The following is a 24400-nucleotide window of genomic DNA, read 5'->3' on the forward strand; positions in this document are numbered from 1 at the left end:
TCGCTACAGTCAACCCATGGCTCGTCCACTTGATCACGCGAAACGCGCGGAAATCCTCGCCCAGGTCATTGACTACATCGGCGAACGAGGACTCGCCGACCTGTCCCTGCGCCCCCTCGCCGCGGCGCTCGGCACCAGTTCGCGGATGCTCATCTACTACTTCGGCAGCAAGGAGGAGTTGCTCGCGCAGGCACTGGCCACGCAACGGCCTGACATCGACAACCTCTTCGCGGACGTGTCGAGCCCCGAGATGCTCCGGCCCCGCCTCCGCGCGCTGTGGGCAGCCCTGACGGACGGCGAGTATTCGACGCACACCCGGGTTCTGCTGCAGGTGATGGGGACCGCCTGTGTCCAGCAAGGCCCGTTCGTCGAGTACTCCACCGCCGCCATCGAGACGCTCGTCACCGCGCTCGCCGGCGTGCTCGTCCGCCTCGACTTCAATTCTGGCGATGCGTCGGCCGCTGCGACGCTGATGGTCTCCGGCCTGCGCGGCATCCTTCTCGATCGGCTGATCACCGGCGACGTCGAACGAACCGACCTGGCGGCACATCGGCTGATCGATGTTTCGCTCGGCTAGTGTGCGCCCAGGGCGTTCGGATCCCGGCCCAGAAACGCCAGTAACCGATTCCCCGGGTCCGCATCTCGCGCCACCTCGACCGGTCGGGCGAAGCGCGCCGGCCGGTCCGCATCGGTGACGAACAACGCTGCACAGGTGAGCAATTCGTCTGCCAGAGCGGCGGGAATCGGCCGGGGGTGCCCGCACGCCACGGACACGTCCCACCCGTGCACCGCGACCTCGAGCGCCCCCACGGAGGGCACGATGTCCGACAGCGCCGGCACCTCGCCGATCCGGATGGGAGCGGAATCTGCCGACCCGGTCCACGAGCCGAGCAGGTGGCAAGCCCGATCCCGCAGGGCGGCAACGGGATCGGATGAGATGCTGGGCGAGCCCTCTTCCGGCACGAGCGTCACCACCCGGTCGTCGACGGCCTCCTGCAACGCCTCGAGCGCGTCGTTCATGTGCGTCAGCAACTCCCGCAGATTCCATTCGCGGCACGGCGTCGGGGCCGACATGTCCTGCGCCGTCACCAGTTGCAGGCTGCCGAGCGTGTAACTGATCGCCCGCTCGAGGAGCGCAACCGGATCGGCGACCGGCCAGGCGACCCGACTCCCCGTCACGACCCTGCCGGCAGGACCGCCGGCAGACCGAACTTCTCGAACAGCGAAGTGTCGAAGAACGCCGTCACGTGGCCGATCCCGGACGGGCCGAGCGAGACCACCTGCAGCTGGAACGCAGGGTAGCTGCCGTCGGCGTCGCGCATGTACATCGCGAACGCCGGCTGGCCGTTCGACACCGTCGAGATCAGCTTCATGTCGCCCGGACCCTTTGCCGGGCAGTTGTTCTCGATGAGCGTCCGGATCGCATCCGGACCCTGGTACCAGCCGACGAACGGCGGCATCTCCCAGACCGCGTCCTGGGTGAAAAGCTCCTTCAGTGCGGCCATGTCGTACCGCTCGAATGCCGACATGTACCGGTCGAGCAGCTCGCGCTGATCGGGCCTGACCGGTTCCTGCACCGCGTCCTCGCTCGGCGCCGCCCGGTCGATCTGCGCGCGGGCCCGTTGCAGCGCGCTGTTCACCCCCGCGGTGGTGGTCCCGAGCAGCTCGGCGACGTCGGCCGCCGGCCAGGCCAGCACCTCGCGCAGGATCAGCACCGCGCGCTGCTTCGGCGGCAAGTGCTGCAGCGCGGCGATCAGGGCGAGGCGGATGGTCTCCTTGGAGGTGGCGGCCACCGCCGGGTCGTTCGAGGACAGGTCGACCAGGGTGTCCGGAATCGGTTCGAGCCACGGCACCTCGTCCTGGGTGACGAGGTCGTCGGACGGGTCGGAGCTCGGCGCGCCCAGCCCCGTGGGCAGTGGGCGCCGGCCCTTGCTCTCGAGCGCGGTGAGGCAGGTGGTCGTCGCGATCCGGTACAGCCAGGTACGCAGCGACGAGCGGCCCTCGAACTTCTCATAGGCGCGCCACGCCTTCAGGTAGGTCTCCTGCACCAGGTCCTCCGCGTCGTGCACCGACCCGGACATCCGGTAACAGTGCGCGAGCAGCTCACGCCGGTACGGCTCCGCCAACGGTGCAAAGTCCCCACGAACCGCGCTCTCAGTCATGGCGCACACATTTCCTTGGATTCCCATGCAGGTACAGACCCTCGGCGAATTCGAAACTCATCGGTGATCGATGGATTCACCGGCACCCGATGGTCTGTACTGGGAAGAGACCTCCGATCCGTCCACCCCGGGAAGGGGAAGGTCATGGCCGCAGTCACCTCCCACCAGGTCAGCTCCGCCGACGGCACCGTCATCGCGTACGAGCGTTGCGGCGACGGCCCACCTGCACTGATCGTCGGCGGCGCGTTCAACGACCGGCGGACGGCCGGCCCGCTGGCCGCGGCGCTCGCGTCGGAGTTCACCACCATCGCCTACGACCGACGCGGGCGCGGGTCGAGCGGCGACACCGCGCCGTACGCGCCGGAACGCGAGATCGAGGACCTCGCCGCGATCCTCGACGACATCGGCCGGCCGACGCACGTCTACGGCCTGTCCTCCGGCGCGGTGCTGGCCCTCGAGGCCGCCGCGGCGGGACTGCCGGTCGCGCGGCTCGCCGTGTTCGAGCCGCCGTACTCGGACGGCCCGCGGACGTCAGACGACTACCTCACCCGGCTCGCCGAGCTCACCGCGGCGGGGCGACGCGGCGACGCCGTGGAACTGTTCATGACCGAGGCGGTCGGGGTCCCGGCCGAAGCGGTCCCGTCGATCAGGCAGTCGCCGGCCTGGGTGCCGATGAAGGCGATCGCGCACACCCTGCTCTACGACGCGCTGGTGGTCGAGAGCGGCGCGATGCCGCGCGAGCGGCTGGCGACGATCTCCGTCCCGACCCTGGCGCTGGCCAGCGCAGGGAGTCCGCCCTGGCTCCGCGAGGCCGCCGCGGCGGTCGCCAAGGTGGTGCCCGGCGCGGGACTGGGCATCGTCGACGGGGGCTTCCACGACGTGTCGCCGAAGGTCCTGGCGCCCGTGCTGTCCGAGTTCTTTGGCGCCGGGCACTGAGGCGCCTCAGGCCGTTCACCAGTCGAAACATCGTTGTGATCGAATGTGCGTGCGAGTAGAATTCGATGTATGAAACTCGACGCCATGCTCACCGACCCCGCCGGGGCCGAGGCATGGCGACTCGACGAAACAGAGATCCTCGCCGCGGTACCGGAGCTCGTTCAGGACATGCGTAGACGCGAGGCGCTCCTCGTCCGACTCGTCCACGAGGCCGACCAGCGCTGCCTGCCCGAACACGCCGGCGCCGCCGACACCAACGCCTGGCTCGCCGGCATCACCCGGATGCACCGCGCCCACGCATCGCAGATCGTCCGCCTCTCCCGAGAACTCCCCCTGCACCCGCAGGTGGCCGACGTCCTGAACGAGGGACGGATCGAACTCGGCCACGTCCAGGTGATCGTCAACTTCCTCGGCCGCCTCGCGAAGCTCACCAAGGACTTCGGCATCGAACCCGCGGACACGGACTGGGACCATCCCGACCCCGACAGCGGACGGGCCGACGACTGCGAGGCCTACCTGCTGATCGCCGCCCGAATCGAGGACCCCAAACAGTTGCGGGACCGGGCCCGCGAGATGGAGATCTTCTTCGAGCGCGACAACGATCTCCCGTCCGACGGCGAGAATCCGGAGCTCAACGAGTTCCACGCCTCCAGCACGTTCGGCGGGCGCGTGCACGTGAGCGGCAGCTTCGACGCCGAAACCGGCGAAGCCCTCCAGACCGCCCTCTCCGGGCTGTCGAAGCCGCACCCCAGCACCGACGACGACGGCCACCCGATCCGCGACCCCCGTACCGCCGCCAAACGCAACGCCGACGCCCTCGAACAGATCATCCGCGGCCACCTCGACAACGCCCGCGGACCGACCGAAGGCGGCGAACGACCGCACGTCACCGTCACCATCGACGTCGACGCACTCAAGGACGCGGTCGCCGCGACGGCGCCGACACCCGCGACCGGGGCCTGGTCCGGGAACGGCTGGGACTACCACTCCGACAACGCAACCGGACCCATCAGCGGCGAACACTGCGACGGCTGCACCGACGTCAGGCCGCCGCGGCACTACCGCCGACGCCGCCACGCCACCATGCCCTGGGCAGGCCCGATCTCCGCGGCCATCGCCGCCCGCATCTCCTGCGACGCCCAGGTCACCGCGATCTTCGTCGACCGCAGTGGCAACCCCCTCGACGTCGGCCGCACCACCCGCATCGTCTCCCCGAAACTCCGGAAAGCCCTGGTGGCGCGGGACTGCGGCTGCGCCTTCCCCGGCTGCGGCCGCCCCGCCGCCTGGACCGACGCCCACCCTCCCCCAAGCACTTCGTGCAGGGAGGTGCCCCCATCCGGCACTGGTCCAACGGCGGTCCCACAGCACTTTCGAACCTCGTGCTGCTCTGCAAGAAGCACCACACGATCATCCACAGGAACCACTGGGCGGTGGCCATCGGCGATGACGGCCATCCATGGTTCACCCCGCCAGCCTGGGTGGACCCGTTGCGAAGACCCCGGCCGGCCCACAACCGACGCGCGATCCACGGAGCCTGACCAGGCAAGGCCTGAACACTCACCCACAACCGGTCTACGCCGCGTCACGCGGCCGTCAGCACCAGTGGGCCGTCCGCCGTGATCGCGACCGTGTGCTCGCTGTGCGCCGCCCGCTCACCGCCGAGCGTCCGCAGCGTCCACCCGTCCCGGTCGTGCCGGTAGTCGTCGCTGCCGCCGCGGATGAGCATCGGTTCCAGTGCAAGCACCATTCCCGCACGCAGCTTCATGCCACGACCGGCCCTGCCCTCGTTCGGCACGTGCGGTTCCTCGTGCATGGCCCGACCGATCCCGTGACCGCCGTGGTCCGCGAGCACGCCGTACCCCCGCGACCGGGCGAAACTCCCGATGGCCTCTGCGATGTCGCCGATCCGGTTCCCCACCCGCGCGGCCTCGATACCCCGGGCCAGCGCCTCCTCGGTTGCCGCGATCAGCCGCAGGTCCTCGGGATCGGCGGCGCCCACGACGAAGCTGACGGCCGAGTCGCCGCACCAGCCGTCGAGGTAGGCGCCGCAGTCCAGACTCACCAGGTCACCGTCGGCCAGCCGGCAGTCGGACGGAATCCCATGTACCACAGCATCGTTCACGCTCGCACACACGACGCCGGGAAACGGGGTCGGGGCCCAGTCGGGGTGGTAGCCGAGGAAGGCAGGGGTTCCGCCGGCCGCCCGGATCACCGCCGCCGCGGCGGCATCGAGTTCACTCACGCGAACCCCCACCTCTGCCACCCCCCGGGCCGCGGCCAACGCCTCCGCAACCACCCGGCCCGCGGCCCTCATCGAGCTCACCTCGCCCTCGGTCTTGATCTCGACCATCCGTTTCAGCGCCTTCCCGTCGACAACCATCAGACCAATAACTATACCGGTATTACTATAGGCAACATGGTGCGCGTACCGCTCACGGCGGAGGAACTCGAACGGGGCCGACGACTCGGCGAACTGCTGCGCGAGGCCCGCGGCGGGGCCAGCATGGTCGAAGTTGCGCTCACCGCCGGGATCTCCGTCGAGACGCTGCGCAAGATCGAGACCGGCCGCATCGCGACACCGGCCTTCTTCACCATCGCCGCCGTGGCCGAGGTGCTCGGGCTGTCGCTGGACCGCGTGGCCGAGGCACTCGCCGTGCCGTCGCCGGAGCGCGAAGCCGCATCCTGACGCGGACCGCCCACCGGACCTGACACAGACAGACCACAGGGTTCGCCCGTACCGTCAACGGGTCCCGCGAGCGTCGTGGGCGCAATCTCGGACAGGAGCGTGGATGACTTCGGTGCAGACAGCAGGCGATCTGACCCCGGGGCCGTCGACCCTCACGCCGGCCACCACCGCGACCGCCCCGGCACCCAGCCGTCTGCGCCTGCGCAGGCCGGACCTCCTCGCGGCGCTCGGGTTCACCGCGGTCGCGGTGTACGTCCTGGAACAGCAGTGGCGCTCACCGACCAGCGGCTACCTCGTCGGCAGCGGCCAGGACCAGCGAATGTGGGAATGGTTCTTCGCCGTCGCTGCGCACTCGGTCACCCACTTCCAGAATCCGCTCGGCACCGTGCTGCAGAACTACCCGCAGGGCGTGAACCTGATGGCCAACACGGCCATGTTCGGCGTCAGCCTGCCGCTCGCACCCGTCACCCTGCTGTTCGGCCCGACCTTCACCTGGACGCTGGTCCTCACCGCCGGGCTCGCCGGCACCGCCTTCGCCTGGTATTGGCTGCTGTCCCGGTACGTCGTCGAGTCGACGGCGGCGGCGGTGATCGGCGGCCTGTTCTGCGGATTCGCCCCCGCGATGATCTCGCACGCCAACGGCCACCCCAACTTCGTCGCCATGGGCCTGCTGCCGCTGATCCTGGCCTGCGTGGTCGCCCTGGCCCGCGGCGCCGGCCCGCGCACCACCGTCCTGCTCGGCGTGCTGGTCGCGGCGCAGATCCTGCTCGGCGAGGAACCCCTGCTGATCCTCGCGATCGGCTTCGGCGTCTTCACCGTGGCGTACCTCGCCGCACACCCCCGCCAGGCGCTGCCCACCATCCGGACCGCACTCAAACCTCTGCTGGTCGCCGCCGCGATCGCGCTCGCGATCACCGCGATCCCGCTGTGGTGGCAGTTCTTCGGGCCGCAGAGCTACGAGTTCATCGACCACGGGCCGATGGGCAACGACCTCAAGGCGCTGCTGCAGTTCCCCGCCCAGTCCGTCGGCGGACTGCTCAGCCCCGGCCAGGACGTCGCCATCAACCCCACCGAGCACAACGCCTACTTCGGCTGGCCGCTGCTCGCGCTGGTCACCGGCGCCGCGGTCTGGCTGCGACGCTCGCCGACGGCCCGGGCGGCGGCGATCACCACCGCGGTCATGTGCCTGCTCTCCCTCGGCGCCGAGCTGACGGTCGGCCGCGGCGGCACCGGGATCGACCTGCCCTGGAGCTGGCTCGAGCGGGTGCCGCTGCTCGAGTCCGTGCTCGAGACGCGATTCGCGATGGGCGCGATCCCCGCGATCGCGGTACTGCTGGCGCTGGCCACCGAGCGGGCCCTGCGGCAGCGGGCGGCACTCGTGCCCTGGCTGCTGCTCCTGCTGGTCGCGCTGCTGCCCCTCACCCCGACGCCGCTGCCCTCCGTCGACCGGGCCCCGGCCCCGGAGTTCTTCGCCGACGGCACCTGGCGTGACTACGTCTCTTCCGGCTCGGTCGTCACCGTCCCGCTGCCCCGGCCCGAGGACGCCCGCGCCCTGACCTGGCAGATCGAGGCCGACTTCGGCTTCCCCCTGGCGGGCGGCTACTTCGTCGGCCCGGTCGGCCCCGAGAAGAAGGCCAAGTACGGGCCCGACGACCGCCCGACCGCGCTGCTGCTGGCGCAGACCCAGAAGACCGGCGTGGTGCCCACGGTGACCGACGCGGAACGCAGGCAGGCCGTCACCGACCTGCAGTTCTGGCGGGCGGACGTGATGGTCCTGCCGCACGGCAGCAACGAGGCCGCGCTGCGTCAGACCGTCCAGCGACTGCTCGGCGACCCCGGCCACCAGGCCGGCGACGTCTGGGTCTGGGACGTCCGCGGCCTGGTCGCCGGCACCCGGTGACCCCCGGCCTCCCCACCCGCTAGGGGAAGACATAGGGACAGGGGGATGTCCGACTGCCCCCTAATCGGCCCCTAACTTGCGGTCGATCCGTCGACTCCGGCCGTCGCCACTCGGTCCAATGGCCTCCGACACCAGCCGGTGTCGACCAACGATCACGTGACACGCAGGAGCGCCTATGTCCTTCTCCGCAATCTTCTCGGCCCTGATCTCGGCGATGCTCGGCGGCGACCTCGGCGCCGGCTCGACCGGCAATGCGGGCGGCGGCGCGACCGGCGGCGCCGGTGGCGGCGGCGGATTCAACTTCGACTCCTGATCTCGGCGGACGCGGGTCAGGGCCCGCTCCCTCGCATCGGCCCTGACCATCGCAGTCGTCTCCGGGCTGGTGGGCCTGGTCCTGGCGGTACTCACCCCGCTGCTGCCCGTGACGCAGCAGCAGGCCACCGTCTCCTGGCCGCAGAACGGCACCCTGACCAGCATCGACGCCCCACTGGTCAGCTACGAGCCGATCAGCCTGGATGTGCACCTGCCCTGCGCGACGGCCGCGACCCTGCCCGACGGCGGCAACCTCCTCTCGACCGTGCCGAAGCAGTCCGCCGACGCCGAGCTCGCCGGGCTGGTGGTGAAGGTCGGCTCCGACGCCGACCGGACCGTGCAGGTGATCCTGCGCAACACCCAGCTGATCTCCGCGCCGCTCGCCGAACTCGGCGGATGCAGCGCCATCGTCGTGCACTCGGACGCCACCCACACCACCGCGACCTTCGCCGGCCTGCCCGACACAGACGCGGACGCCGCCGACGGGGCCACCAGCGTGGACCTGCCCGGCGACCTGCGCCCGCAGATGGTCGGCGTCTTCTCCGACCTGCAGGGCGCCGCCCCCGCCGGCCTCGCGGTGCACGCCGACATCGACTCCCGCTTCTCCTCCAGCCCGACGGTGTTCAAGCTGCTCGCGATGATCGTCGGTGTCCTCGCCACCGCGCTCGCGCTGCTGGCCCTGCACCGCCTCGACAACGTCGACGGCCGTCGGGCCCGGCGCTTCCTGCCGCGGCACTGGTGGACCTTCACCGGCGTCGACGCGCTGGTGGCGGGCGTGCTCGTGCTCTGGCACTTCATCGGCGCCAACACCTCCGACGACGGCTACCTGCTCAACATGGCCCGGGCCTCGGAGCAGGCCGGGTACATGGCCAACTACTTCCGCTGGTTCGGCGTCCCCGAGGCCCCGTTCGGCTGGTACTACGACGTGCTCACGCTGATGACCAAGGTCGGCACGGCCAGCACCTGGATGCGCCTGCCGGCCCTGATCGCCGGCATCCTGTGCTGGATGGTGGTCAGCCGGGAGGTGATCCCCCGTCTCGGCCGGGCGGTGCGGCACAACCGGATCGCGCTGTGGACCGCCGGACTGGTGTTCCTCTCGTTCTGGTTGCCCTACAACAACGGCCTGCGCCCGGAACCGATCATCGCCCTCGGCGCGCTGCTGACCTGGTGCTCGATCGAGCGGGCGATCGCCACCGGGCGGCTGCTGCCCGCCGCCGTCGGCGTGCTGATCGCGGCGTTCTCCCTGGCCGCCGGCCCGACCGGGCTGATCGCCGTCGCCGCCCTGATCGTGGGCGCGCGGCCGCTCGTTCAGATCGCCGTCACCCGCGCCCGGCAGGTCGGCTGGCTGCCCCTGCTCGCGCCGATCGGCGCCGCCGGTCTGGTGGTGCTGATCGTGATCTTCGCCGACCAGACCCTCGCCACCGTGCTCGAGTCCACCCAGGTGCGGTCCGCGGTCGGCCCCAACGTCCAGTGGTTCGACGAGTACCACCGGTACGACGCGCTGATGAACGTCTCCCCCGACGGCTCGCTGGCCCGCCGGTTCGGCGTGTTCGTGATGATCCTGTCGGTGGTGGTGTGCGGGATGATGATGCTGCGCCGCGGCGGTCGCATCGCTGGCACCGCCGCCGGACCGTCCCGGCGGATCCTCGGCATCATCGTCGGCTCGCTGTTGCTGATGATGTTCACGCCCACCAAGTGGACGCACCACTTCGGTGTCTACGCCGGCATCGCCGGCTCGGTCGCCGCCCTGGCCGCGGTGGCCGTCGCCGCCGCCACCCTGCGCTCGCGCCGCAACCGCACCCTGTTCGCGGCCGCCGTGCTGTTCCTGCTGTCCATGGCCTTCTCCGGTTCCAACGGCTGGTGGTACGTGTCCAGCTACGGCGTGCCGTGGTGGGACAAGCCGCCGTCCATCGGAGGCAACAGCTTCGCCAACGGCCTGCTCGTGTTGTCGGTGCTGGCGCTGCTGCTGGCCGGCTGGCAGCACCTGCGTCAGCCGTACCTCGCGGAGGAACGGCCGGTGCCCACCCACGGCTGGCGGGCGCTGCTCGACTCCCCGCTGACCCTGGCGGCGGCCTTCGTCGTGCTCTTCGAGGTGCTCTCGCTCGCCAAGGGCGCGGTCGCGCAGTACCCGGCGTACTCCGTGGCCCGGTCGAACTTCGACACCCTCACCGGCGACACCTGCGCCCTCGCCGACGACGTGCTGATCGAGCCGGACGCCAACGTCGGGATGCTCAGCGCCCTCTCCGGCGCACCCGACCCGCTCGGCGGCGAGGAGGCGAAGGGCTTCACCCCCAACGGCGTGCCCGTCGACCTCACCGCGGACGCGGAGAACAAGGGCGCGGGCGGCGCCAACTCGCTCGACTCGACCACGACGACGACCACCACCGGCACGGCCGCGGGCACCGGCGGCGGCACCGGCGCCACCGGCGTCAACGGCAGCTCCGTGGCGCTGCCGTTCGGCCTCGACCCCGCGCGCACCCCGGTTCTCGGCAGCTACCAGGTCGGCGAGCAGGTGCCCGCGCAGCTGATCTCCGACTGGTACGGCCTGCCCGACCGCAGCGACGCCGCACCGATCCTCGTGGTCACCGCCGCCGGCCGGATCCGTTCGGTCGACAAGGACGGTGTGGTCACCCCCGGTCAGGACCTCGCCGTCGAGTACGGCACCCGCACGGACGACGGCCGGGTGGAGGTACGCGGCCGCGTCGCCCCGATCGACATCGGGCCGTCGCCGTCCTGGCGGAACCTGAGGGTGCCGATGGCGGACATCCCCGCCGACGCGGACGCCGTCCGGCTGGTCGCGGACGACCGCGACCTCACCCCGAAGCAGTGGCTGGCCGTGACGCCGCCGCGGGTACCGCAGCTGCAGACGCTGAACGAGGTGGTCGGGACCACCGCGCCGGTGCTGCTGGACTGGTCGGTCGGGCTGTCGTTCCCTTGCCAGCGCCCGTTCGCGCACGAGTACGGCGTCGCCGAGGTGCCGGAGTACCGGATCCTGCCCGACCGGGTGGGCGCGGACTCCACCAACGGCTGGCAGGACAAGATCGGCGGCGGCCCGCTCGGCTGGATCGACCTGCTGCTGACGTCACGGACCATGCCGAGCTACCTGGACAAGGACTGGGCGCGGGACTGGGGTTCGCTGGAGAAGTACACCCCGCGCGACCCCGCCGCGGTGACCGGACAGGTCGACACCGAGCCGGTCACGCGGTCCGGACTGTGGAGCCCGGGGCCGCTCGCCGCTCGCTGACCGGGACCGCGAACGCGGGTGCGGGCTACCCCATACACGGGCGCCCGCACCCGCGTTCGCGATATCGGACAATCCCGACGCGGTGTGATCCGCCACGGCCGCTCGCATACCATCGTCAATCGTGCCCGAAGCCGTGACAGCTCCCCCTCGCCCGCCCGCAATATCGACCTCCGTGGACATGCGCGCGAAGTACCGGACCGCCCGGCTCATCGCGATCGTCACCGGGCTGCTCGGGTTCGTGCTCGCGGTCGCGACGCCGTTCCTGCCCGTCAAGCAGACCGCGGCGGCGCTGAACTGGCCGCAGGCCGGGGTGATCGGCAACGTCGACGCACCGCTGATGGCACAGGTGCCCATCGACCTGCAGGCCAGCGTGCCGTGCCGGCTGGTCCGGGACCTGCCGGCGTCGGGCGGACTGCTGCTGGCCACCGCGCCGCCGCAGGGCTCCGAGGCGTCGCTGAACGCTATGTTCGTCCGGGTCACCGAGAGCACCGTCGACGTCCTCGACCGCAACGTGGTGGTCGCCACCGCGCCGCGCGACGCCGTCGCGTCCGGCGGCTGTTCCGCGCTGACCATCGTCTCGGACATCGACCAGACCACCGCCACGTTCGAGGGCCTCACCGTCGACGGGCAGCCGGCGACCGGCACCCTCACCGGCGACCTGCGCCCGCAGCTGGTCGGCGTCTTCTCCAGCCTCGACGGCGCGGCGCCGTCCGACCTGACCTTCACCGCGAACATCGACAGCCGGTTCACCTCGGCGCCGACGTTCGTGAAGCTGGCCGCGATGGTGCTGGCCGTGCTGCTGACCATCTCCTCCCTGGTCGCGCTGGGCCGCCTCGACGGCACCGACGGTCGAGTGCACCGTCGCTTCCTGCCTGCCAGCTGGTGGCGCTTCCGGCCCATCGACGCGACCGTCACCGCGGCCCTGGTGCTCTGGCACTTCATCGGTGCCAACACCGCCGACGACGGCTACCTGCTGACCATGGCCCGCGCGTCCGAGCACGCCGGCTACATGGCGAACTACTTCCGCTGGTTCGGTGTCCCCGAGGCGCCGTTCGGCTGGTACTACGAGGTGCTCGCCGCGATGGCGAAGATCTCCACCGCCAGCCCGTGGATGCGGCTGCCGGCGCTGCTCGCCGGGATCCTCTGCTGGATGGTGATCAGCCGCGAGGTGATCCCGCGCCTCGGGCGGGCGGTCCGGCACAGTCAGGCCGCCGTCTGGACCGGCGCACTGGTGTTCCTCGCATTCTGGATGCCCTACAACAACGGCCTGCGCCCCGAACCGATCGTGGCCCTCGGCGCCCTGCTGACCTGGTGCTCGGTGGAGCGGTCCATCGCCACCGGACGCCTGCTGCCGGCCGCCGTCGCCATCGTGATCGCCGCGTTCTCCCTCGGCGCCGCCCCGACCGGCCTGATGTGTGTGGCCGCGCTGCTCGCCGGCGCCCGCCCGATGCTGCGGATCCTGGTCCGCCGCCACCGCGAGGTGGGGCTGTGGTCGCTGCTCGCGCCGCTGATGGCCGCCGGCACGGTGGTGCTGGTCGCGGTGTTCGCCGACCAGACCTTCGCCGGGGTTCGCGAGGCCACCCGGGTGCGCACCCTGATCGGCCCGAACATGAACTGGTACGAGGAGTTCCTCCGGTACTACTACCTGTTCGTGCAGACCGTCGACGGCTCGGTCTCGCGCCGCTTCGCCTTCCTGGTGATGATGCTGTGCCTGTTCACCACGCTGTTCGTGCTGTTGCGCCGCAAGCGGATTCCCGGCGCGGCCGTCGGCCCGTCCTGGCGGCTGCTGGGCGTGGTGTTCGGAACGATCTTCTTCATGATGTTCAACCCCACCAAGTGGACGCACCACTTCGGTGTGTACGCGGGCATCGCCGGTTCGCTGGCCGCGTTGACCGCGGTCGCGGTGTCGGCCAGCGCGCTGCGCTCTCGCCGCAACCGCACCATGTTCGCGGCCGGGCTGCTGCTGGTGCTCGCGTTCTCGTTCTCCGGCATCAACGGCTGGTGGTACGTCTCGAGCTACGGCATCCCGTGGTTCGACAAGACCGTCTCGCTCGCCGGCTTCGAGCTCAACACCGCGCTGCTCGCGCTGTTCGTGGCGGCGATCCTCCTGGTGGGCTGGCAGTACTTCCGCGAGGACTTCATCGGCACCGAGGTGAAGGCCTCCACCGAGAAGGGCCGGCGGATCATGAAGTTCGCGGCGATGCCGCTGACCGTGGTCGCCGCGGCGATGGTGCTCTTCGAGATCCTCTCCCTCGCCAAGGGCGCGGTCGCGCAGTACCCGGCGTACTCGCTGGCCCGCTCCAACGTCGACGCCGTCACCGGCTCGAGCTGTGGGCTGGCCACCGACGTGCTCACAGAGGCCGACCCGAACGCCGGACGCCTGCAGCCGGTGCGCGACCCGGCGCAGCCGCCGACCGACCCGAACGACCCGCTGGCCGGCGTCGCCCCGACGGGCTTCAGCCCGAACGGCGTGCCGGAGGACCTGACCGCGGACTACACCGAGGTCAAGCCCGGGCAGTCCAACACCGACTCGCAGTCGGTCGGCGCCAACTTCGCCACCGGCTCCAACGCCGGCACCTCCGGCGGCACCGGCGCACAGGGCGTCAACGGCAGCACCGCGAAGCTCCCGTTCGGCCTGGACCCGGCGACCACCCCGGTCCTGGGCAGCTACCAGCCAGGTGTGCAGGAACCCGCGAAGGTCACCACCAGCTGGTACCAGCTGCCTGAGCGCACCGAGGACTCCCCGCTCGTGGTCGTCACCGCGGCCGGTCGGATCTGGTCGGAGACCAAGGACGGCGAGTCCACCTACGGGCAGTCGCTGCTGCTCGAGTACGGGCACCGCGACGCCGGTGGCGCCGTCACCGCGCTGGGCACCTACCTGCCCAAGGACATCGGGCCCGCGCCGTCCTGGCGGAACCTGCGGATCCCGCTCGACGAGCTGCCCGCGGAGACCAACGTGGTGCGGGTGCTCGCGCACGACCCGAACCTCACCGGTGACCAGTGGCTCGCGTTCACCCCGCCGCGGGTGCCGCAGCTGCAGACGCTCAACGACTTCGTCGGTTCCACCCAGCCGGTGCTGCTGGACTGGGCGGTCGGGCTGCAGTTCCCCTGCCAGCGCCCGTTCGACCACCTGTACGGCGTCGCCGAGATGCCCAACTACCGGATCAAGCCGGACCGCCCGCTGGCGGTGAGCTCCACCGACACCTGGCAGTCGCAGGAGAACGGCGGACCGCTCGGCTGGACCGAGATGCTGGCCGAGCCGTCGACCGTGCCCACCTACCTCAAGGACGACTGGGGCCGGGACTGGGGCGCACTCGAGCGGTACACCCGGTTCTTCCCCGACGCCGCCGCCGCGACCGTCGACACCAGCGAGGTCACCCGGTCCGGCTTCTGGAACCCCGGGATGATGCGGGTCTACTAGCCCGCCCGCACTTTCCCCAATGTCACATTGGTTGCCCACAGGGCCCCCAATGTGACATTGGGGACCGGGCCGGGCGGGATCCTGGCGCGGGACGGACGGTTGTCCACAGGTCCGGATTCCATCCACAGGGCGCCCCGAATCGGGGCTCGACGGACTCGTACCGTGCATCGTCTCGGGCAACCTGAACGGGTGAATCGAGCAGACCGCGAGGCCGAATACGCGAGGGTCGTCGCCCACAGCCTCAACCTGGTCATCCGGTCGAGAACTCTGAAGGCACTCGGCGTCTCACCGAAGGCGATCTCCGGTCGCTGCCTACCGGGCGGACCTTGGCAGCGGATGCTCCCCGGCATCGTCCTGCTGCACAACGGTTTCCCGACGCAGCTCGAGCGGGCGACCGCAGCGATGATGTACGGCGGCGACAACTGCGTCCTCTCGGGCCACGCGGCCCTCGCTGCACACGGCTACCGACGCTCCGCCTCCATGAATGGGGTGCTGCTGCTGATCCCAGCTGAACAGCACAGGGCAGCTTCTGCTTTCGTCCAGACCGAGCGCACATGGCGGATACCGCACGCTCCGATCCGGCGAGGCTCGCTCCGCTGCGCACCGGTCACCCGAGCCGTGCTGGACGTCGCGCGCCGCTTGCGACGAAGGAATGCCTGCCGGGCGCTGCTCAGCGAAGTCATCCAGCGGGGCGACACCTCGGTCGAGGAACTGGCGATCGAACTTGCCGAGGGGTCACGGCGCGGCACCGCGCTGCCACGATCGGTTCTGCGCGAACTCGCGGCCGACGCCCACTCCGTCGCCGAGATCGCAGCGCAGCAACTCTACCGGCGCAGCGGTCTGCCACCGATGGTCCACAATCGTGAGATCGAAACCGGCACAGGCAGCTTCATCGCGAGGCCGGACGGTTGGATCGACTCCGTCGCGATGGCCTGGGAAATCGACTCCCTCGAGCATCACCTGAACGTCCGCGACCACGAACAGACTCTGATCAGGCGGGCACGGATGCAGAGCCACGGCATCATCGTGCTCACGCACCTGCCGCGGACGGTGCGGGACCGGCCGGACCTGGTGCTCCACGAGCTCCAGCAGAGCTATCTCCTGGCGCAGTCGAGGCCCCGGCCCGACGTGCGCCTGCGGCCGGCATCCTGACCGCACTGACCACCCACCTCCCGGTTCCCCAATGTCACATTGGGGACCCTGTGGGTAATCAATGTGACATTGGGGAGGAGAACGGGTGGGACGGTCAGAACGGGATCAGCGCATGCTTCCGCGGGTTCTTGGCGACCGTCTTGCCGCGCAGCAGCGTCAGCGCCTTGCGGATCTCGAGGCGGGTGGTCGACGGGTCGATCACCGCGTCGATGTAGCCGCGCTCGGCCGCGACGTACGGGGTCGCGACGTGCTCGTTGTAGAAGTTGATCAGCTCCCGCCGCACGGCGGGGGCGTTCTCGCCGGCCGCCTCGATCTGCCTGCGGCCGATCACCGCGACCGCGCTCTCCGCGCCCATCACCGCGATACGGGCGGTCGGCCAGGCGAAGTTCACGTCGGCGCCGAGCTGCTTGGAGCCCATCACCGCGTAGCCGCCGCCGTAGGACTTGCGGACCACGACGGTCACCTTCGGCACGGTTGCCGAGACGTAGGCGAAGAGGAACCGGCCACCGCGCTTGATGACGCCGATCTTCTCCTGCTCGACGCCCGGCAGGAAGCCCGGAGTGTCCACGACCAGCACCAGCGGGATGTTGTACGCGTCGCAGACCTGCACGAAGTGCGCGGCCTTGTCCGACGCCGCCGCGTCCAGCGCGCCGGAGAGGTGCATCGGCTGGTTCGCGACCACGCCCACCGGACGGCCGTCGACCCGGGCGAAGCCGGTGATGATGTTCTGCGCGGTCTGGCTGCGGACCTCGTGGAAGTCGCCGTCGTCGAAGATCTTCAGCAGCACGTCGTGCATGTCGTAGCCGGAGTTGTCGGCGTCGGGCATGAACGTGTCGAGCGACAGGTCGTCTTCGGTGATCTCCGGCTCGAGGCCGGGGTTGACGATCGGGGGCTGCTCGGTGCAACTGGACGGCATGAAGCTCAGGTACTTGCGCGCGTACTCGAACGCGGCCTTCTCGTCCGGCGCGACGTGGTGCACGTTGCCGTACTCGGCCTGCTTGCGGGCGCCGCCCAGATCGTCGAGGCTGACGTCCTCGCCGGTCACGGACTTGATGACGTCCGGACCGGTGACGAACATGTACGACTCTTCGGTCGCGATCACGACGTCCGTGTTGATCGGCGCGTAGACGGCTCCACCGGCGCACTTGCCGAGGATGATCGAGATCTGCGGGCACAGCCCGGACAGCGGCTCGTGACGCCGGCCCATCTCCGCGTACCAGGCCACCGACGCGACGGCGTCCTGAACGCGGGCGCCGGCGGACTCGTTGATGCCGACGACGGGGCAGCCGATCTTCATTGCGAAGTCGAGGATCGCGGAGACCTTGCGGCCGAAGATCTCGCCGGCCGCGCCGCCGAAGACGGTCTGGTCGTGCGCGAACACCGCGACGGGCCGGCCCTCGACGGTGCCGTGCCCGGTGACGACGCCGTCGCCGTACGGGTTGGCGGGATCGCCCGCCATCCGGGCGAGCTGGCCGACCTCGACGAAGCTGCCCGGGTCGAGCAGCATGTCGATGCGTTCGCGCGGAGTGGGCAGGCCCTTCTCCGCGCGCCGCGCGATGGCCTTCGGGTTGCCCGGGGCCTTCGACAGCTCCAGCTTCTCGCGAAGTTCCGCCAGCTTGTCTGCGGTGGTGGTCACTCAGTTGCTCCGGTTCTCGGCCTCGATCAGGGCCAGCTTCTTGGTCAGGTCAGCCCCCACCTTGGCAATGTACGGCTCGTCGACGATCTGGATGTGATCGCCGCCGACGTGGATGATCTCCAGATTCGAGGCGACCTTCCCCCAGCCGCCGTCGGGTGCACGCGTCCCGAACGCAGGCTCGAGCGCGATCGCGTCGTCGTGGTACCGGTCCGCCAGGTACAGCACCACGTCCCCGTCGTACTTGTCAGGCTTCGCCGTCTGAAGTGCCCGGTTGTCCAGCCACGAGGTGCGCTGGTGCTTGATGATCCCGCCCGGGATCTTCGCGCCGCTCATCTTCAGCAGCTCCATGAGGATCTGGATCTGGTCCTCGTCGGATTCGGCCGCGGCCAGCTTGTCGTACGGCAGCGGGGCGTCGACGTTGTACGTCTTCTTCGCGAACGCGGCGTACCGCTGCCAGCGCTTGCGGATCTCCTCGGGGGTCTCCTCGACCTCCTCGCCCGCCATGACCGTGTCGATCAGGCCGATGATCCGGACGTCCTTGCCCTCCTCGCGCAGCATCTTGCCGACCGCGTAGGACAGGACGCCGCCGAGCGACCAGCCGTACAGCACGTACGGGCCGTCGCCCTGGATCTCCTTGATCAGCGGCAGGTACTCCGCCGCCCGCACCTCGATCGAGCCCTCGGTGCGCTCGAAGCCGTACATCGGGGTGCCCGCGGGCAGTCGCCTGAGCAACGGCTCGTAGGCGACGGTGGACCCGCCGGCCGGGTGGAACACGAAGACCGGTACGGCAGTGGAACCTTCGGGACGCTCGCGCAGGGTTCGCACCAGCCCCTCGATCTTGACGCCGTCCTCGAGGTGCTCGCGCACCTTCTCGGCGAGCTGCTCGACGGTCTCGGAGTCGAGGACGTCGTCGAAGCTCACCTCGCCGCCGGCCCGCTCGGTCAGTCGCGCGGCCAGCTTCTCCGCGGTGTCGTCGTCCAGCACCGGGAGGATGTTGAAGATGCCCTTGGCGGACTTGCCGGTCACCACCGCCCAGGTGGCGAACGTCAGGCGCTCGGCGGCATCGCGCGGCGGGACGTTGATCTCCCCGTCCGACTCGTCCTGCTCCGCCTCGGCGACGATCTCCTCGGCCTCGGCGACGGGGCTGGTGGTCTCGTCCGCCAGCGCGGAATCGAGTGCGGTGGAGGCGGCGGCGAGCTCGGCCTCGGCCTCGGCCTCCTTGTCGCGACGCTGCTGCTCGGCGAGCGCCGCGACCTCCTCGCGGTTCTCGATCGCGTAGCGCAGGTACTTCTCGACCTCGCGTAGGTTCGCGTCGCGCACCGCCTGCAGCTGCAGCTGCGGGATGTCGAACTCGTACTCGACGCGGTTCTTGATCCGGACCGCCATCAGCGAGTCCAGGCCCAGCTCGATCAGCGGGATCTCCGCGGGCAGGTCCTCGGGCGAATACCCCATGGACTCGGCGACGATCAGCGCCAGCCGGTCCTCGAGCCTCTGGCCGCTCTCCGGGTCCCAACGGTCCCCGAACGACTCCTCGACGGCGGGCAGCTCCTCCATCGGCGAGCTGGACCGCTCGGCCGGCGCGGCGACGACGAGCTCGGGCAGCGCCTCACCGGAGGCGACGACGGCGTCGAGCAGCAGCGCGAAATCCGCACCCTGCTTGCCGTGCACCTGCAGCGACGCACCGCCGGGGTGCCGATTCAACGTGGTGGTCAGGGTGCCGGACGCCGGCAGCTCGCCTTGCGTGACAGCGGCCGTCAGCGTGACGTCCGCGAGCACCTGCGCCGCGGCCGCGGTGACCAGCTCGTTCAGGTCGGTGACGGCATCAGCCGCGACCTCCCAGACGTGCCGGCCGTCGGGCAGCGCCACGTGAGCGCCGGGCGGGCGACCGCTGCCGGACGCACCGATCCGGATGTCGAGCCAGTGCTCCTTGCGCAGGAACGCGGTCCGCGGCGGGTTGGCGAAGGCGCCGGCCTCGAACAGCGACGGCAGGTCCACCTTGTGGCCGTGCACGTAGAGCTGCGCCAGCGCGGTGAGGACGCCCAGCTGCTCGTCCTCCTTGCGCTTGAGGGTCGGGATCAGCTGCGCGTCGTGCAGGCCCGCGTCGAACGCGGTCGCCGCCACCGACATCAGCGTGGCCGGGTTCGGTGCCAGCTCCACGAACGTGGTGTGCCCGGCGTCGACCGCCATCCGCACCGCGTTGGTGAAGTACACGCTGTGGCGCATGCCCTTGGTCCAGTACTCGACCTGGTGCACCGGGTCGTGACCCGCGCGGTAGAAGGTCTCCTTGTCCACCGAGGAGTACAGCCCGGCCGTCAGCTTGTGCGGCTCGATGCCGGCCAGCTCCGCGGCCAGCTCGCCGAGGATCGGGTCCACCTGCGAGGTGTGGCTGGCGCCCTTGGTCTGCAGGATCCGGCCGAGCTTCTGCTCCGCCTCGGCGCGGGCCACGATGGCCTCCACCTCGGGCTGCGGTCCGCCGATCACGGTGTGCGTCGGGGCCGCGTACACGCAGACCTCGAGGTGCGGGAAGTCGCCGAGGACGGACTCGATCTCGGCGGCGCTGTACTCGACGAGCGCCATGAGGCGGATGTCGTCGCCGGAGAGCACCGACTCGCCCTCGCCCATGAGGCGCGAGCGGGCGGTGATGACGCGGACCGCGTCCTCGAGCGAGAGCCCGCCGGTGACGTACGCCGCGGCGGCCTCACCCATCGAGTGCCCGACTGCGGCATCCGCGTCGGCGCCGTGGTGGCGGAGCACCGCGGCCAGGCCGATCTGGATGGTGAAGATGCCGACCTGCGAGGTCTCGACGTCGTAGTCGACCGAGTCGTCGAGGAACTTCTCGGCCATCTTGTAGCCGGCCTCGTACTCGATCAGCTCGTCGACCTCGTCGACCGCCTTCCGGAACACGGCGTTGTTCAGGTAGAGCTGCTTGGCCATCTTGCGGTGCTGCGAGCCGAAGCCCGAGAACACCCAGACCGGACCGTTGGTGGCGGGGGCGTCCGCGGAGAGCACGCCCTGACCGGGCTTGCCCGCGGCGACGGCCCGCAGGCCGGTGATGGCCTCGGCGCGGGTGCGGGCCAGCACGACGGCGCGCGAACGGCCGTGGTTGCGGCGGACCAGCGCGCGGCCCAGGTCGGCGAGCTCGGTGGTGCTGCCTTCCTCGGTCTCGAGCCAGTCGGCCAGGTCCGCGGCGGCCCGACGGCGGCGCGAGGGCAGCGCGGCGGAGACTGCGAGCAGCACCGGCATCGGCTCCGCGTCGACCGACTCGGCGGCGACGGGCTCGGCGGCGACGGGCTCGATGCCCATCGACTCGGCGGCGTCGGCGAGCACGCCGGCGGCCTCGGCCACGACGTCGAGCAACTCCGTCGCCTGTGCGTCGTTCTGGTCGTCCTGGCTACCAAGAGTGCTCACAGGCGGCGCAGCCGCCTCGTACTCGCGAACCACCACGTGCGCGTTGGTGCCGCCGAAGCCGAAGCCGGAGACGCCCGCGACGGCGTGGCCGGTGTACCGCGGCCAGTCGGTGGCCTCGGGGATCACCTGGAGGTGCGCCTTGTCGAAGTCGATGTACGGGTTGGGTCCCGCGTAGTTCAGGGAGGCGGGGAGCTTGTCCTCGCGCATCGCCAGGACGACCTTGATCAGGCCGGCGGCGCCCGCCGCGGCCTCCAGGTGGCCGAAGTTCGTCTTCGCGGAACCGAGCAGCGCCGGCTTGTCGGCGTCGCGACCCCGGCCGACCACGCGACCGAGGGCGTCCGCCTCGATCGGGTCGCCGAGGATGGTGCCGGTGCCGTGCGCCTCGATGTAGTCGACGCCGGACGGGGCGATGCCCGCGTCCCGGTACGCCTGCCGCAGTACGGCGGCCTGCGCGTCGGGGTTCGGGGCGAGCATGCCGTTGGAGCGGCCGTCCTGGTTGACCGCGCTGCCCGCGATCACCGCGAGCACCGTGTCGCCGTCGCGTTCGGCGTCCTCGAGCCGCTTGAGCACGACCAGGCCGCCGCCCTCGGCGCGCACGATCCCGTTCGCGTCGGAGGAGAACGCCTTGATCTTGCCGTCCTCGGCGAACATCCCGATCTCGTTGAAACCGAGGCTCGCGGCGGGCGCGACCAGCATGTTGACTCCGCCGGCCAGGGCCAGGTCGGACTCGCCGGAGCGCAGCGACTGCACCGCCTGGTGCACCGCCACCAGCGACGACGAGCACGCGGTGTCCAGCGCCACGGACGGGCCGCGGAAGTCGAAGAAGTAGGAGACGCGGTTCGCGACGATCGCGGTCGAGGTGCCGGTCAGCGCGTACGGGTGCGCGTGCACCGGGTCGCTGACGGCGAGCAGCTGGTAGTCGTTGGCGGAGCTGCCGATGAACACGCCGACCTGCTCGCCCTTGAGCCCGCTGGCCGGGATCCGGGCGTGCTCGAGCGCCTCCCAGGTCAGCTCCATCGCCAGGCGCTGCTGCGGGTCGACGTTCTTGACCTCGAGCGGCGACAGCGCGAAGAACTCCGCGTCGAAGCCCTTCACGTCGTCGAGGTAGCCGCCCTTGGTGTTGGCCTTCGCGATGGCGTCCGCGACCATCGGGTCCGCGGCGAACTCGTTCCAGCGGCCCTCGGGCAGCTCGGTGACGGCGTCCCGGCCCTCGATGAGCAGCTGCCACATCTCGTCGGGTGTCTGCCCGGTCCCGGGGAACCGCGTGGACATGCCGACGATCGCGATGTCGTGCGACTGCGAGGTGTCCTTGATCGCGTAGTACGAAGCATCCTCGGCGACGTCCGCGACCTCCGGCTCACCCTCGACGATCAGGGTGGCCAGCGAGGCGATGGTCGGGTGCTGGTAGACGACGGTGGCGGCCAGCGTGATGCCGACCAGCTCCTCGATCTCGCCGGACAGCGCGACGGCGTCGCGGGACGACAGCCCGAACTCCTCCATCGGACGATCGTCGGAGATCTGACTCACCGGTTGCCCGGTGGCCTCGGCCACCCAGTTCCGTAGCCATTCGCGCAGCTGCGCGACTGTCATCTCTGTTTCAGCCATCACTCATCACGCTACCCGTCGGGAAGGAACTGGAAGTCACACGCTGTCGGGGAAGGCTGTCTGCGTGTATCCGCCGCGCAGGGTGCCCTCGATGTAAGCGGCCTTGCAGGCCCGCCGTGCGATCTTGCCGCTGGAGGTACGCGGGATCGACCCCGCGGGCACCAGCAGGATGTCGCGCGCCGTGACGCCGTGGCGGGTGGAGATCGCGGCCCGGACCGCGTCCGCGATCGGACCCTGCTCCGCCTTGCCTGCGCCCGGTGCCCGCTCCGCGACGAGCACCAGCTGCTCGGACGCGTCGTCCTCGTCGAAGGTGAGTCCGCCGGCGCCGGCCTCGAACACCTCCTTGGGGAGCTGGTTGGCGGGAACCGCGAACGCCGCGACGAAGCCGGGGCGCAGCGCGGTGCTGGCCTCCTGGGCCGTCGCCTCGAGGTCCTGCGGGTAGTGGTTGCGGCCGTCGACGATCACCAGGTCCTTGACGCGACCGGTGATGTACAGCTCGCCGTCGACGTAGACGCCGTAGTCGCCGGTGCGCATCCAGGTCGCGTCGTCGGGCGCGCCGGCGGCATGGCTGCCCCCGTCGAGCGTGGAGGAGAGCCGGTTGTGGAAGGTCTGCTCGGTCTCCTCGGGACGGCCCCAGTAGCCCTTGCCCATGTTCTTGCCGTGCAGCCAGATCTCGCCGACGTGATCGTCGGGCAGTTCGCCGCCGGTCTCGGCGTCGACGATCGCGGCCCACTGGCTGCGCGCGACGTAGCCGCAGGACACCTGGGCGATTGCGCCCGGGGCGTCCTTGTCGACCTTCACCATGCGACCGCGGTTCAGCTCGTCGCGGTCGACGTAGATGACCTTGGCCTCGTCGCTGTGCTTGGTGGAGGAGACGAACAGCGTCGCCTCGGCCATGCCGTAGGACGGCTTGATCGCGGTCTTGGGCAGTCCGTACGGACCGAACGCGTCGTTGAACTTGCGCATCGACGAGGTGGTGACCGGCTCGCTGCCGTTGATCAGGCCGATGACGTTGCTCAGGTCGAGGCTCTCGCCGTCCTTGGGCAGGCCGCGGGCGGCGGCGTGCTCGAACGCGAAGTTCGGTGCCGCGGCGAAGGTGCCCGCGCCGTCGGTGATGGCGGCGAGTTCCTTGATCCAGCGGTAGGGACGCGCCACGAAGGCGCGCGGGCTCATGATGGTGATGTACTTGCCGCCCAGCGCCGGCAGGATCACCGTGAGCAGCCCCATGTCGTGGAACAGCGGCAGCCAGGTGACGCCGCGGGAGTCGGTGGTCAGTTCGATGGCGTCGACCATCTGCAGCGCGTTGGTGCCGACCGCGCGGTGGGTGATCTCCACGCCCGCGGGCACCCGGGTCGAGCCCGAGGTGTACTGCAGGTAGGCGATGTCGTCGAGGTCGATCTCCGGGTAGACCCAGGTCTCGCCGACGGTGTCCGGGATCGCGTCGACGGCGATGATCCGCGGCCGTTCCGCCGCGGGCAGGTGACGGAACAGCTGGCGCACGCCCGCGGCCGACTGGGTCGCGGTGAGGATCGCCGACGGCTTGCAGTCGCCGAGGACGGCGTAGAGACGGTCTCCGTGACCGGGCTCGTCCGGGTCGAACAGCGGCACCGCGATGGTGCCCGCGTGCATGGCAGCGAAGAAGGAGACGACGTAGTCGAGGCCCTGCGGGGCCAGGATGGCCACCCGCTGACCGGGCTCGGTGACCTGCTGCAGACGGGCCGCGACCGCGCGGAGACGGTGACCGAACTGATCCCAGGTGAGCTCCTGGACCTCACCGTCGCGCTCGCGGGAGTAGTCGATGTAGCGGTATGCCAGCTCGTCCGAGTTTTCCCGGGTGTGCCGTTCGACGTGGTCGACGAGGGTACTGCCAGGCATCATCCTGATCTGACCGTCTTCGTCGATGTAGTCATCGAATTGCTGGTTCATACCTTCTTCTCC

15 protein-coding genes are annotated in these 24400 nt (G+C 70.4%); 9 read left to right on the forward strand and 6 right to left on the reverse strand.

Annotation, left to right across the window (positions count from 1 at the left end; all coding sequences use genetic code 11):
• The first annotated feature begins 16 nt into the window (after window positions 1-16).
• Window positions 17-577, forward strand: a complete 561-nt coding sequence (locus AC1DWC_RS07925; RefSeq protein ID WP_477906950.1) for a TetR/AcrR family transcriptional regulator — start codon at window positions 17-19, stop codon at window positions 575-577.
• Here AC1DWC_RS07925 and AC1DWC_RS07930 read toward each other — a convergent pair.
• Together AC1DWC_RS07930 and AC1DWC_RS07935 are read right to left on the reverse strand one after the other, a co-directional pair.
• Window positions 574-1179, reverse strand: coding sequence for a TIGR03086 family metal-binding protein (locus AC1DWC_RS07930; protein ID WP_477906952.1), 606 nt, complete (start codon window positions 1177-1179; stop codon window positions 574-576). The two genes, AC1DWC_RS07925 and AC1DWC_RS07930, sit on opposite strands and share 4 nt — an antisense overlap.
• Window positions 1176-2162: a sigma-70 family RNA polymerase sigma factor gene (locus tag AC1DWC_RS07935; RefSeq protein WP_477906954.1), complete on the reverse strand. Its 987-nt coding sequence runs from the start codon at window positions 2160-2162 to the stop codon at window positions 1176-1178. The genes AC1DWC_RS07930 and AC1DWC_RS07935 overlap by 4 nt, the downstream gene beginning before the upstream one ends.
• Window positions 2163-2306: 144 nt before the next feature.
• Here AC1DWC_RS07935 and AC1DWC_RS07940 point away from each other — a divergent pair, with 144 nt between their 5' ends.
• Entirely contained in the window at window positions 2307-3098 is a 792-nt protein-coding gene (locus AC1DWC_RS07940) for an alpha/beta fold hydrolase (RefSeq protein WP_477906956.1), read from the forward strand.
• Between the two features lie 69 nt (window positions 3099-3167).
• Window positions 3168-4718 (forward strand): DUF222 domain-containing protein, encoded by a 1551-nt coding sequence (locus AC1DWC_RS07945; protein ID WP_477906958.1) that lies wholly within the window; start codon window positions 3168-3170, stop codon window positions 4716-4718.
• Here the strand turns inward: AC1DWC_RS07945 and map are convergent.
• Complete coding sequence (gene map, locus AC1DWC_RS07950) at window positions 4681-5448, reverse strand: type I methionyl aminopeptidase (protein ID WP_477907154.1); 768 nt, start codon at window positions 5446-5448, stop codon at window positions 4681-4683. The two genes, AC1DWC_RS07945 and map, sit on opposite strands and share 38 nt — an antisense overlap.
• 66 nt (window positions 5449-5514) lie before the next feature.
• Here map and AC1DWC_RS07955 point away from each other — a divergent pair, with 66 nt between their 5' ends.
• The 6 genes from AC1DWC_RS07955 to AC1DWC_RS07980 all read left to right on the forward strand — a co-directional run bounded on the left by AC1DWC_RS07955 (window position 5515) and on the right by AC1DWC_RS07980 (window position 15813).
• Complete coding sequence (locus AC1DWC_RS07955) at window positions 5515-5784, forward strand: helix-turn-helix domain-containing protein (RefSeq protein ID WP_072844487.1); 270 nt, start codon at window positions 5515-5517, stop codon at window positions 5782-5784.
• Between the two features lie 103 nt (window positions 5785-5887).
• Entirely contained in the window at window positions 5888-7684 is a 1797-nt protein-coding gene (locus AC1DWC_RS07960; RefSeq protein WP_477906961.1) for a glycosyltransferase family protein, read from the forward strand.
• 175 nt (window positions 7685-7859) lie between these two features.
• Window positions 7860-7997, forward strand: coding sequence for a hypothetical protein (locus AC1DWC_RS07965; RefSeq protein ID WP_169888241.1), 138 nt, complete (start codon window positions 7860-7862; stop codon window positions 7995-7997).
• A gap of 69 nt (window positions 7998-8066) precedes the next feature.
• The gene (locus AC1DWC_RS07970; RefSeq protein WP_477906963.1) at window positions 8067-11240 is read left to right on the forward strand and encodes an arabinosyltransferase domain-containing protein; all 3174 of its coding nucleotides are present in this window, start codon (window positions 8067-8069) and stop codon (window positions 11238-11240) included.
• A gap of 178 nt (window positions 11241-11418) precedes the next feature.
• Window positions 11419-14661 carry an arabinosyltransferase domain-containing protein gene (locus AC1DWC_RS07975; protein WP_477907156.1) on the forward strand — a complete coding sequence of 1081 codons (3243 nt, stop codon included), beginning with the start codon at window positions 11419-11421 and terminating at the stop codon, window positions 14659-14661.
• Between the two features lie 189 nt (window positions 14662-14850).
• Window positions 14851-15813: a hypothetical protein gene (locus tag AC1DWC_RS07980; protein WP_477906965.1), complete on the forward strand. Its 963-nt coding sequence runs from the start codon at window positions 14851-14853 to the stop codon at window positions 15811-15813.
• A gap of 94 nt (window positions 15814-15907) precedes the next feature.
• Here AC1DWC_RS07980 and AC1DWC_RS07985 read toward each other — a convergent pair whose 3' ends face one another.
• The 3 genes from AC1DWC_RS07985 to fadD32 are packed head-to-tail and all read right to left on the reverse strand — an operon-like array spanning window position 15908 to window position 24388.
• A complete protein-coding gene (locus AC1DWC_RS07985) occupies window positions 15908-17449 on the reverse strand; it encodes an acyl-CoA carboxylase subunit beta (protein WP_072844483.1) in 1542 nt (513 codons plus the stop codon).
• On the reverse strand, window positions 17450-22447 hold the full coding sequence (gene pks13, locus AC1DWC_RS07990) for a polyketide synthase Pks13 (RefSeq protein WP_477907157.1): 4998 nt from the start codon (window positions 22445-22447) through the stop codon (window positions 17450-17452).
• Between the two features lie 51 nt (window positions 22448-22498).
• The gene (fadD32, locus tag AC1DWC_RS07995; protein ID WP_477906968.1) at window positions 22499-24388 is read right to left on the reverse strand and encodes a long-chain-fatty-acid--AMP ligase FadD32; all 1890 of its coding nucleotides are present in this window, start codon (window positions 24386-24388) and stop codon (window positions 22499-22501) included.
• Window positions 24389-24400: the final 12 nt, after the last annotated feature.

It is taken from the genome of Rhodococcus sp. P4_C10, assembly GCF_056402135.1.

What these genes read in the sequence shown, in the direction of transcription:
- AC1DWC_RS07925 (WP_477906950.1), top strand. Translation starts at nt 17, where the DNA reads ATGGCTCGTCCACTTGATCACGCGAAACGCGCGGAAATCCTCGCCCAG.
- AC1DWC_RS07935 (WP_477906954.1), bottom strand. Translation starts at nt 2,162, where the DNA reads ATGACTGAGAGCGCGGTTCGTGGGGACTTTGCACCGTTGGCGGAGCCG.
- AC1DWC_RS07940 (WP_477906956.1), top strand. Translation starts at nt 2,307, where the DNA reads ATGGCCGCAGTCACCTCCCACCAGGTCAGCTCCGCCGACGGCACCGTC.
- AC1DWC_RS07945 (WP_477906958.1), top strand. Translation starts at nt 3,168, where the DNA reads ATGAAACTCGACGCCATGCTCACCGACCCCGCCGGGGCCGAGGCATGG.
- map (WP_477907154.1), bottom strand. Translation starts at nt 5,448, where the DNA reads ATGGTCGAGATCAAGACCGAGGGCGAGGTGAGCTCGATGAGGGCCGCG.
- AC1DWC_RS07955 (WP_072844487.1), top strand. Translation starts at nt 5,515, where the DNA reads ATGGTGCGCGTACCGCTCACGGCGGAGGAACTCGAACGGGGCCGACGA.
- AC1DWC_RS07960 (WP_477906961.1), top strand. Translation starts at nt 5,888, where the DNA reads ATGACTTCGGTGCAGACAGCAGGCGATCTGACCCCGGGGCCGTCGACC.
- AC1DWC_RS07965 (WP_169888241.1), top strand. Translation starts at nt 7,860, where the DNA reads ATGTCCTTCTCCGCAATCTTCTCGGCCCTGATCTCGGCGATGCTCGGC.
- AC1DWC_RS07975 (WP_477907156.1), top strand. Translation starts at nt 11,419, where the DNA reads ATGCGCGCGAAGTACCGGACCGCCCGGCTCATCGCGATCGTCACCGGG.
- pks13 (WP_477907157.1), bottom strand. Translation starts at nt 22,447, where the DNA reads ATGACAGTCGCGCAGCTGCGCGAATGGCTACGGAACTGGGTGGCCGAG.
- fadD32 (WP_477906968.1), bottom strand. Translation starts at nt 24,388, where the DNA reads ATGAACCAGCAATTCGATGACTACATCGACGAAGACGGTCAGATCAGG.